This is a genomic window from Pseudomonas sp. A, assembly GCF_056270345.1.
In genome coordinates this window covers 3,243,156-3,253,579 of the sequence record NZ_CM149873.1, presented here as the reverse complement: position 1 = coordinate 3,253,579, position 10,424 = coordinate 3,243,156, and the positions used below count along the sequence as shown (strand labels likewise).

8 protein-coding genes are annotated in these 10,424 nt (G+C 64.8%); 4 read left to right on the top strand and 4 right to left on the bottom strand.

Going from position 1 to position 10,424, the window contains the following annotated elements; translation table 11 throughout:
• The first annotated feature begins 280 nt into the window (after window positions 1-280).
• Complete coding sequence (locus tag AC0MAZ_RS14665) at window positions 281-1,336, top strand: tetratricopeptide repeat protein (RefSeq protein ID WP_254465042.1); 1,056 nt, start codon at window positions 281-283, stop codon at window positions 1,334-1,336.
• Between the two features lie 9 nt (window positions 1,337-1,345).
• Here AC0MAZ_RS14665 and AC0MAZ_RS14660 read toward each other — a convergent pair whose 3' ends face one another.
• The gene (locus AC0MAZ_RS14660; RefSeq protein ID WP_475858308.1) at window positions 1,346-3,409 is read right to left on the bottom strand and encodes an ATP-binding protein; all 2,064 of its coding nucleotides are present in this window, start codon (window positions 3,407-3,409) and stop codon (window positions 1,346-1,348) included.
• Window positions 3,399-3,848: a nucleoside deaminase gene (locus AC0MAZ_RS14655; protein WP_475858307.1), complete on the bottom strand. Its 450-nt coding sequence runs from the start codon at window positions 3,846-3,848 to the stop codon at window positions 3,399-3,401. The genes AC0MAZ_RS14660 and AC0MAZ_RS14655 overlap by 11 nt, the downstream gene beginning before the upstream one ends.
• Window positions 3,849-3,993: 145 nt before the next feature.
• Here AC0MAZ_RS14655 and AC0MAZ_RS14650 point away from each other — a divergent pair, with 145 nt between their 5' ends.
• Window positions 3,994-4,767: a type 1 glutamine amidotransferase domain-containing protein gene (locus tag AC0MAZ_RS14650; RefSeq protein WP_475858306.1), complete on the top strand. Its 774-nt coding sequence runs from the start codon at window positions 3,994-3,996 to the stop codon at window positions 4,765-4,767.
• A 6-nt stretch (window positions 4,768-4,773) separates the two neighbouring features.
• Here the strand turns inward: AC0MAZ_RS14650 and hppD are convergent, their stop codons facing one another.
• Entirely contained in the window at window positions 4,774-5,850 is a 1,077-nt protein-coding gene (gene hppD / locus AC0MAZ_RS14645) for a 4-hydroxyphenylpyruvate dioxygenase (protein WP_234561423.1), read from the bottom strand.
• Window positions 5,851-6,164: 314 nt separating this feature from the next.
• Between hppD and AC0MAZ_RS14640 the strand changes: the two genes are divergently transcribed.
• Complete coding sequence (locus tag AC0MAZ_RS14640; protein WP_203647009.1) at window positions 6,165-7,760, top strand: EAL domain-containing protein; 1,596 nt, start codon at window positions 6,165-6,167, stop codon at window positions 7,758-7,760.
• A gap of 34 nt (window positions 7,761-7,794) precedes the next feature.
• Complete coding sequence (gene rarD, locus AC0MAZ_RS14635) at window positions 7,795-8,682, top strand: EamA family transporter RarD (protein WP_232856507.1); 888 nt, start codon at window positions 7,795-7,797, stop codon at window positions 8,680-8,682.
• Here rarD and AC0MAZ_RS14630 read toward each other — a convergent pair.
• Window positions 8,645-10,216 carry a TerC family protein gene (locus AC0MAZ_RS14630; protein WP_475858304.1) on the bottom strand — a complete coding sequence of 524 codons (1,572 nt, stop codon included), beginning with the start codon at window positions 10,214-10,216 and terminating at the stop codon, window positions 8,645-8,647. The two genes, rarD and AC0MAZ_RS14630, sit on opposite strands and share 38 nt — an antisense overlap.
• Window positions 10,217-10,424: the final 208 nt, after the last annotated feature.

The window sequence follows — 10,424 nt, the reverse complement described above, 5'->3', positions numbered from 1 at the left end:
TGGTAAGCATCCTGCTTTAGCCAGTCGGAAATGCTCGGAACGCTAATGGATCGAGGTGGGACGGGCTGACATGGGAAGGGGGGACAATGGCAGGAGCTGTCGGGTGTTCGACAGGAAAGTTGCAGCGCCTGTGAGATCGAGCGCCGCGCGGGCGGCGCTCGGTCTCATAGGCGCTGCAAAACCATCGCCAAACACCCAACAGCCACCCCGCGAGCCCCCATCATTGCAATTGCCCCCCGCCTGCCCCAAGCTCTGCGGTACCGCCACCCCGGACCGCCAGATGCAACGACGCCACCTGATCCAGATCGCCCTGCTGCTTGTACTGGTACTGCCCATCGCGATCGGCTACCTGTGGCGTGACCAGCAGCCCGCGGCGCCCAGCCTGCCGCCGCACAGCTACGCCAAGGCCCTGCGCCAGGCCCACGACGGCCTGCCGGGCGCCGCCCGGGTGCTCTACCAGCAGCTGCAACGCGACGACCTGCCAGCGATCCGCCGCGCCGCGCTGTACGCCGAACTGCCCCATTATCCGTCGCCACAGGCACTGAAGCTGGCCCAGCAAGACCTGGAGCACGCCGACCCACTGGTCCGCCGCGCCGCCATCGCCAGCATCCGCCGCCTGCTGCCGGCCGCCCAGCGCAGCCTGGTGCTGGGCCCGCTGCTGGAAGATGACGAGCAAAGCGTGCGTTTCGCTGCGGTAGACGCGCTGCTGGGCCTCGACCCCGACGCCATCGGCCTGTACTTTGGCCCCTTGCAGGATGCCCTGGAGCAATACGAGCAGACCCTGGAGCAACAGCCTGACGACGCCGCGGCCCAGGTGCACCTGGCCCGCCTGTACATGCATGAGCAAGCCTACGACGCGGCCACCAGGGCCCTGCAACGCAGCCTGGCGGTGGCGCCCGAGGGGCTGGACGCCCTGGCCACCCAGGTGCGCCTGCTGGAACAGCAAGGCCGCCACGACGCCTCCCGTGAAGTGCTGGCCAAGGCCTTGGCGCTGCGCCCCGACTCGGCGTTCCTGCAATACGAACTGGGGCGCTGGCTGACCCGCCACGAGCAACAGGAATACGCCCTGCTGGCCCTGGCACGCGCGGTCGAACTGGAACCGGAAAACAACGAATACCGCTATACCCTGGCCGTCACCCTGCACCAGCTGGAACAGGTGGATGCCGCGCAGAAGCAGCTGGAAACCGTGCTCAACCGCCAGCCCGCCAACCGCCGGGCGCGGGTGTTGCTGATCGAGTACTGGAAGGAAACCGGCCAACTGCAGAATGTCCAGGTCCTGCTGGCCGAACTGGAACGGCAGAACCCGGACGACCCCTACCTGCAGCAGGGGCTCTGAGCCCCTCTATCAGGCCTGCAACATGCGCTGAATCTGCACGACCAGCGTCTGCAACGAGAACGGCTTGAACATCAACGCCGTGCCCGGCTCGTCAAGCAACGCCTGTTCGACCGGGTCGCTGGTGAAGCCGGTAATGAACAGGATCTTCTGCTCCGGCTTCATCATCCGCAGCGCCTTGGCCACCTGGCGCCCACTGAAGCCTCCCGGCAAGCCGATATCGGTGATCACCAGGTCGAACGGGCCGCGATGCCGGAACTCGCCCAGTGCGCCATTGGCATCGGCCACATCGCACACCTCGAAGCCGCATTCGACCAACGCCTCTTTCATCAGGCCGCGCAAGTTGACTTCGTCATCGACCAACAGCAGCCGCTCGCCCCGGGCCTGAACCGGCAGCGCTTGCGGGGCGATGCTCTCGGGCATCACACCCGAATGGCGCGGGAACATCAGCACCACCCGCGTCCCTTGATCCAAGGTCGATTCGATCCACGCCTGCCCCCCCGACTGGCGCACGAAACCATGCACCATGGGCAGCCCCAGGCCCGCCCCCTGCCCCAACGGCTTGGTGGTGAAGAACGGCTCGAAGGCCCTCGCCACATCCTCCCGGGACATGCCGTGGCCATCGTCCTCGATCTGCAACGTGACGTAGTCGCCCGCCGGCAAACTGGCCGGCCCCTCGCAACCCGACGCCAAGCGCTCGTTGGAGGTGCTGATCGTCAGGGTGCCCTTGCCAAGACAGGCATCCCGGGCATTGCTGCAAAGATGCAGGAGGGCGTTGCGCAATTGATCGGAGTCGACCTGCAACAGCCAGGGCGCAACATCCAGCTGCCAATCCAGGTGCATTTCGGCGCCGAGGGTCTGGCGCAACAAAGGCTCCATCTCCCGCAGCAGGTGATTGATGTTCAGTGGATAGGGCGACAGTGGCTGGCTACGGGCGAAGGCCAGCAGGTTCTGGGTCAGGCCAATGGCGCGCTGGGCACATTCCCGGGCCATCTGCACATACTCCTCGACACGCTCCATCCGCCCTTGGGCCAGGCGCCGTTCGAGCAGTTCGAGGCTACTGCCGACACCGGACAGCACGTTGTTCATTTCATGCGCCAGGCCACCCGCCACCTTCACCACGGTTTCCATACGCTGGCCGTCCCGCACCGCCGCCTCGGCCAGGCGTTGGACCGCCTGGCGGTCCGCGGTGAGGTCCCTTCCCACCAGCGCGGGCAATGCCGGAGCGGCAACCCCGGTCCAGCGGAACCAGCAATAGTGCCCTTCGTTGTGCCTGACCCGAGCATCGAATGCCGTCATGCCCTGTCCCTGCAGCAGCAACTTCAATGCAAGCTGGGCTTCGGTGCGATCGGCAGGGTGAAACAGTTCAGGCAACGTCACCTGCAGATGCGACGCCTCGCCCCAGCCCAGCAAGCGATGCCAGGCCGGATTCGACGAGCGCACGTGCAGGTTGGCATCGAGCATCAGCATCACGTCGGGCGACAGCTGCCAGGTATGTTGCGGATCGCTCAGGTACTGCTCCAGGCGCGCCTCGAAGGACAGCGCCAGCTCACGCCACTCACGCCCGGTCTCGATACTGGCGGTGGTCTCGATCAGGGCATGCAGGAAGCCGGCAACCTCACCCTGGTCATTTCGGATAGGTGAATAGCAACCCGTTACCCAGGCCGTCGCCGCAAAGCCCTCTCGCTTGACAGGCAACGGCGCGTCCTCGATCAAGCTGCCCTGCCCCTCCAGCACCTTGAACACCGCCGCCCCCATGCCCTCCCAGTTCTGCGCCCAGAGCGCATCGAAGGACCGCCCCTGATGGACAACCTCTGCGCCCAGCAGGGCCTGGTAGGGTTCGTTGTGAATCACGGTCAGCGCCGGCCCCCAGACCAGCGCACAGGGAAACGGTGACAGCAGCACCATGTCGGCGGCGATCCGCAGGGTGGGCGGCCAGGACGCCAGCGGCCCCAGCGGGGTCGTGAACCAGTCGAAGTCGGCGATGGGCTTGCCCATGGCGGCCAGCGGGGAGGAAGGCGGCGCCAGGTGAATGACCTGGATCTCGCCCTCGCCGGCATGCAGGTCAGCGGCCAATATCTTCGTCCCACAGCTCGGGTTTTTCGTCGATGAATCGGCGCATCAGCGCCTTGCAGGTTTCATCGTCGTGTACTTCCAGGCGTACACCCCGGCTGCCGAGCAGTTTTTCCTCTCCCAAGAACGTGGTGTTCTCACCAATGACCACATGCTTGATGCCATACAGCAGGATAGCGCCGCTGCACATGGCACAAGGCGACAAGGTGGTGTAGAGGGTGGACTCCTGGTACACCCGGGCTGGCTGACGGCCGGCATTTTCCAGGGCGTCCATCTCGCCATGCAGGATGGCGCTGCCGTTCTGCACCCGGCGATTATGGCCGCGGCCAATGATCTTGCCATCGTGCACCAGCACCGAGCCGATCGGAATACCCCCCTCCTCGAGACCCTTGCGGGCTTCGTCTATGGCGGCCTGCAGGAAAGCGGAAGTGCCCTGGTCCATGGTTTTCCCCGGTAGTACGTCGACTTTGCAGCAGACTAGCACAGCGCCCACCGGTCATGGCGCATTGTCTGGCGCGGGCTATGCTCATAGGGCTTTGGATCTTGCTGGCCAACCGTTTTCCCATGGATTCGACGGGCATGCACACATGAACAAGAAGCTCCTGGTCGTGCTGACCAATACCGCCAAATACCCCACCATCCCGCGCGCCACAGGACTGTGGCTGGGCGAGGCCGTGCACTTCGTCGACAAGGTGCAGCAGGAGGGTCTTTCCGTCGACTATGTCAGCCCGGCGGGTGGCTATGTGCCCATAGACCCGCACAGCCTGCGCATGGCGCCTGAGCTGGACTGGAAGTGGTACGACGACAAGACGTTCATGAACCGCCTGGGCGCCACGCTTAGCCCTGGCCAGGTCAAGGCCGAGCAGTATAGCGGGATCTACTACACCGGCGGGCATGGTGTGATGTGGGATTTCCCCGACAACCAACCGCTGCAAGAGCTGGCACGGCGCATCTACGAAAGCGGTGGTGCGGTCGCTGCGGTCTGCCATGGCGTGGTGGGCCTGCTGAATATCAAGCTCAGCGACAACAGCCTGCTGCTCAAGGGACGCCGGATCACCGGTTTCTCCAACACCGAGGAGAGACTGGCGGAACTGGACGAGGTGGTACCGTTCCTGACCGAAAACGAGCTGGGCGCCCGTGGCGGCGAGTACAGCAAGGCGGATGACCCCTGGGCGCCCTACGTGGTGGAGGATGGCAGCCTGATTACCGGGCAGAATCCAGCATCCACCGCCGGGGTGGCCGAGGCGGTGATTCGCTACTTGCGCAACCGGCAGCTCCCACAAAAGCATCGCGGGGCCAGCCCGCTCCCACGCCCGTCATGGCGTGGGAGCGGCTGGCCCCGCGATGGATCTTGCAGGTAAAGCGTATTACTCGACGCTCAGCACACCGCGACGCACCTGGTCACGCTCGATCGACTCGAACAGCGCCTTGAAGTTGCCTTCGCCGAAGCCGTCATCACCCTTGCGCTGGATGAACTCGAAGAACACCGGGCCCAGCAGGGTTTCCGAGAAGATCTGTAGCAGCAGGCGCTTGTCGCCCGGCGCGGAGGCGCCATCGAGCAGAATGCCGCGGGCCTGCAGCTGGTCGACCGGCTCGCCGTGACCCGGCAGGCGCTCCTCGAGCATCTCGTAGTAGGTCTGCGGCGGCGGGGTCATGAAGCGCATGCCCAGGCCCTTGAGCGCGTCCCAGGTCTTGAGCAGGTCGTCGGTGAGGAAGGCCACGTGCTGGATGCCTTCGCCGTTGAACTGCATCAGGAACTCTTCGATCTGTCCGGCCCCTTTCGACGATTCCTCGTTGAGCGGAATGCGGATCATGCCGTCCGGCGCGGTCATCGCCTTGGAGGTCAGGCCGGTGTACTCGCCCTTGATGTCGAAGTAGCGGATTTCGCGGAAGTTGAACAGCTTTTCATAGAAGTTGGCCCAGTAGGCCATGCGTCCGCGATAGACGTTGTGGGTCAGGTGGTCGATGATCTTCAGGCCGGCGCCAACCGGGTTGCGGTCCACGCCTTCGATGAACTTGAAGTCGATGTCGTAGATCGAGCTGCCTTCCTCGTAGCGGTCGATCAGGTACAGCGGCGCGCCACCGATACCCTTGATCGCCGGCAGGCGCAGCTCCATCGGACCAGTCTCGATTTCCACCGGCTGGGCGCCCAGTTCCAGGGCGCGAGCATAGGCTTCATGGGCGTTGCGCACGCGGAAGGCCATGCCGCACACCGATGGGCCATGCTCGGCGGCGAAGTACGAGGCGATGCTCTGGGGCTCGTTGTTGAGGATCAGGTTGATGCCGCCCTGGCGATACAGGTGCACATCCTTGGAACGGTGGCTGGCCACCTTGGTGAAACCGAGAATCTGGAATACCGGCTCCAGCACGCCTGGGGTCGGCGAGGCGAGCTCGATGAATTCGAAGCCTTCCAGGCCCATCGGGTTGTCGAAGATATCTGCCATGTGGGTGTCCTCATCTATAAGCGAAAAACGGTTTATTACAGGCTTTGGATGTGGAGATGGCGTGGTGGTGAACAGGGGATCCCGCGCACGCTGCGGGCCAGGAAGTCACCAATGATCAGCTTGAACCCATGGTATGTCATATGGACCCATTCTCGGCGGGCTTGATTCCCCGGGAGGCGGAGAACCTTATTGTTGTATTCGTAACCCGATTCTACAGTGCGTAAATTTGTTTGTCGCGCTTTAGTTCGCAGGTTGTTCCGACAAACGGCTATTCTCAGCAGCATCCCGTCGCCTTGCAGAAGGTCCACCCGCACATGCCCCTGACCGCCAAACGCCCCGCCCGCTGGAGTTGGCGCGCCCTGCTGCCCTGGGGTGTCGGCGTGCTGCCGCTGCTGTGCGGGCTGGCGGTGATGCGCTGGCAGACCGAACAGGAACTGCAAGCCAGCAGCCAGGCCACGGCCCGCGAAGTGGGCGGCCATGTCGAGGCAATCCTCGACAGCCTGTCCAGCGCCGCCCATCACCTGCTGCCCAAGGCCGGACTACCCTGCGACGAGGTGCAGTTGGCCCTGCGCATCGAGGTGACGCGCAACGCCTTCGTGCGCTCGACCAACCTGTTCGACCACGACCGGCTGTACTGCACCTCGCTGTTCGGCGACTTCGACGAGCCGGTGGATGCCAAGGACTACACCAATGGCCAACTGTGGCTGATGAATGGCAACTCGGTCACCCCGGGACAGGCCCTGCTGGTCTACCGGGTCAGCCAGGAAGGCCGTGGCGACCGTGGCGCGATCACTACTGTGGATGGCCGCCACCTGCTCACCGCGCTGCACCTGATCGGCGCCGACAACCTGGTAAAGGTGCATGTCGGCCATCACTGGATGGGCAGCGATGGCCAGGTTCACGACGGCAAGCCGCCGCTCGCGGCCACCGCCGCCGCGCAGTATGCCTCTACCCGTTATCCGTTCGATGTGCACGCTGGCTACGAAGAAGGCAAGCAGGCCGCGTTGATGCGCTCGCGCTACCCCGCCCTGCTGAGCCTGCTGCTGATGCTGGGCGTGGCGGCCGGCGCCGCCTGCCGCTGGCAGATCCGCCGCGCCAGCTCATCGCGGGGCGAGCTGGACCGGGCCCTGGATGCCGACGAGTTCTTGCCGTACTTCCAGCCGGTGGTACGCAAGGGGGATTACCGCTGGGCCGGTGTCGAGGTGCTGATGCGCTGGCAGCACCCTCGCGAAGGGCTGGTGCGCCCGGACCTGTTCATTCCCTATGCCGAGCATAGCGGCCAGATCGTCGCCATGACCCGGGCCCTGATGCTGCACACCGCCCAAGCCCTGGCCCCGCATGCGGCGCTGCTGGAGGACGGTTTCCATGTCGGCATCAATATCACCGCCGACCATTGCCGCGACCTGGGCCTGCTCGACGACTGCCAGACCTTCCTCCAGCACTTCCCGCCCAAGCGCGTGGTACTGACCCTGGAGCTGACCGAACGCAAGCTGATCGAGCCGACTCCGGTGACCTTGGAACTGTTCGAAAAACTGCACGCCATGGGCGTGATGATCGCCCTGGACGACTTCGGTACCGGCCAGTCCAGCCTCAACTACCTGCGCCAGTTCCAGGTCGACTACCTGAAGATCGACCAGAGCTTCGTCGCCATGATCGGCGGCGACGCCCTGTCCCAGCATATCCTCGACACCATCATCGATCTCTCGGCCAAGCTGGGCCTGGGCATCGTCGCCGAAGGCGTGGAGACCGAGGTGCAGCGCGACTACCTGGCACGCCACGAAGTGGACTTCCAGCAGGGCTACCTGTTCGCCCGGCCGATGCCCGCCGACGAACTGCTGCTGGCCCTGGCCGCCCAGCCCAGTAGCCCGCAGTTGCCGCCGGGCAATGGCCCTGAGATCATGCGCGGCTGATCCGCCCGCTCACTTCCCGTTTTCCGAGGCATTCGTGTCAAAAGGCATTCTTTCGTCGGTCATGGCGTCCTGCCTGTTCGCCGTGATGTACTTCTATACCTCCTTCCTCAAGCCCCTGGACGGCGAGGAGATCTTCGGCTGGCGCACCCTGCTGACCCTGCCCTGCCTGACGCTGTTCATGCTGGTCTCGAAAGACTGGAAACGGGTCGGCGAGCTGCTCGGGCGGGTGCGCCGCGCACCGCTGCTGCTGCTCGGCATGGTCGGCACTTCGTGGCTGATGGGCGTGCAGTTGTGGTTGTTCCTCTGGGCGCCCCTGCACGGGCGCAGCCTGGAAGTGTCGATGGGCTACTTCCTGCTGCCACTGGCCATGGTGCTGACCGGGCGGCTGGTGTACGGCGAACGCCTGTCGCGCCTGCAGAAGGTCGCGGTGAGCTTCGCCGTGCTCGGGGTTGGCCACGAGCTGTACCAGCACGGCAGCTTCGCCTGGGAAACCCTGCTGGTGATGATCGGCTACCCGATCTACTTCGTCCTCAGACGGCGCTGCCGCACCGACCACCTGGGCGGCCTGTGGTGCGACATGTGCCTGCTGCTGCCGTGGGCCCTGTACTTCGTGATCCAGGGCCCGCTGTCGGCGGCGGACCTGGCCGAGCACCCGGGCCTGTACGGGCTGATCCCGCTGCTCGGGGCGATCAGCGCCTGTGCCCTGATCGCCTACGTGCTGGCCAGCCGTCTGTTGCCGTTCAGCCTGTTCGGCCTGCTCAGCTACGTCGAGCCGGTGCTGCTGGTGGGCGTGGCCCTGCTGCTGGGCGAGACCATCGGCCCCGACCAGTGGCTGACCTACCTGCCGATCTGGGGCGCCGTGCTGGTGCTGGTGCTCGAAGGCATCAAGCACCTACTGCGTCAGCGTCGGCGTTCGGTGTAAGGCGCACCTGGCGCACCCGACGCTCCTCCACCGCCACCACGGTCATGGTCCAGCCGTTCCAGGCCAGGTGATCACCCACCACCGGCAGGCGGTCCAGCAGGCTCATCACCAGGCCCGCCAGGGTCTGGTAGTCCTCGGTGGCACGGGCGGCGAAGCCTGTGCGCGCCTGGACCTGAGCCAGGTTCAGGGCGCCACTGACCACGAAACCGCCCGCCTCCTCGACCACGCCCGGCCCCTCCACCTCGCTCGCATCCGGCAGCTCGCCGGCAATCGACTCGAGGATGTCGGTCATGGTCAGCACCCCGGTGAAGTCACCGAACTCGTTGACCACGAAGGCGATGTGGGTGGACTGGGCGCGCATCTGCTCCAGGGCGTTGAGGATGCTGAAGCTCTCCAGCAGGTTCAACGGCGCCCGGGCCAGATGTTCCAGCGCCGGCTGGTTACCGCCCAGCAGTTCCTTGAGCAGCTCCTTCTTGTGCACGTAGCCCAGCGGTTCCTCGATACGCCCGTCGCGGATCAGCGGCAGGCGCGAGTACGACGAGTTGACCAGCATCTGGGTGATCGCCTCGGCCGGCTGCGACAGGTCGATGGCATCGACCTTGGCCCGCACCGTCATCACCGTGCGGATCGGCCGCTCGGCCAGGTTGAGCACGCCACTGATCATCACCCGCTCACGGCGGTCGAAGACCACCTGCTCGTCACCACCGGCCACCAGGTCGGCGATCTCCTCGCCCACCTCGTCGGCCTCGACCCGGCGCCCACCCATCAGGCGCAGCACCGCGTGGGCCGTGCGCTCACGCAATGGCCGGTGCTGATGCAGGCTGCGCTTGCGACGGGCGCGGGCCAGCTGGTTGAACAGCTCGATCAACAGCGAGAAGCCGATGGCCGCGTACAGGTAGCCCTTGGGAATATGGAAGCCCAGGCCTTCGGCGGTGAGGCTGAAGCCGATCATCATCAGGAAGCCCAGGCACAGCATGATCACTGTCGGGTGTTCGTTGACGAAGCGGGTCAGCGGCTTGCTGGCGACAATCATGATACCGATGGAGAAGATCACCGCGATCATCATCACCGACAGCTGTTCGACCATGCCCACGGCGGTGATCACCGCGTCCAGCGAGAACACCGCGTCGAGCACCACGATCTGCGCGACGATCGGCCAGAACGCCGCGTGACGGGTCACGCCGCCGCTCTGGGCGACATGACCCTCGAGGCGTTCGTGCAGTTCCATGGTGGCCTTGAACAGCAGGAACACGCCACCGAACAGCATGATCAGGTCACGGCCGGAGAAGGTCTTGCCGAACACCTCGATCAGCGGCGCGGTGAGGGTCACCATCCACGAGATGCTGGCCAAAAGGCCCAGGCGCATGATCAGCGCCAACGACAGGCCGATCACCCGGGCGCGGTCGCGCTGGTGCGGCGGCAGTTTGTCGGCAAGAATGGCGATGAACACCAGGTTGTCGATACCCAGCACCAGCTCGAGGACGATAAGCGTCAACAGGCCCAGCCAGGCCGTGGGGTCGGCTAGCCATTCCATTAGCGGGTACTCACAGGGGCGGCGTCACGAGGACGGGGGAAGGAAGGCCGGGACGGCCAGGGACTGGGGGGCTCCGCGAAGGTGCTCATATAGACCTTGATAGAAAATAGGGATGTCGATCCTACAATCGAAGCAGATTTCTCTGATAGCGCAAAACTATTACAAAAGCTGTAACAGGTGCGGCAGGGCATTTTTGTTCAATACGCCC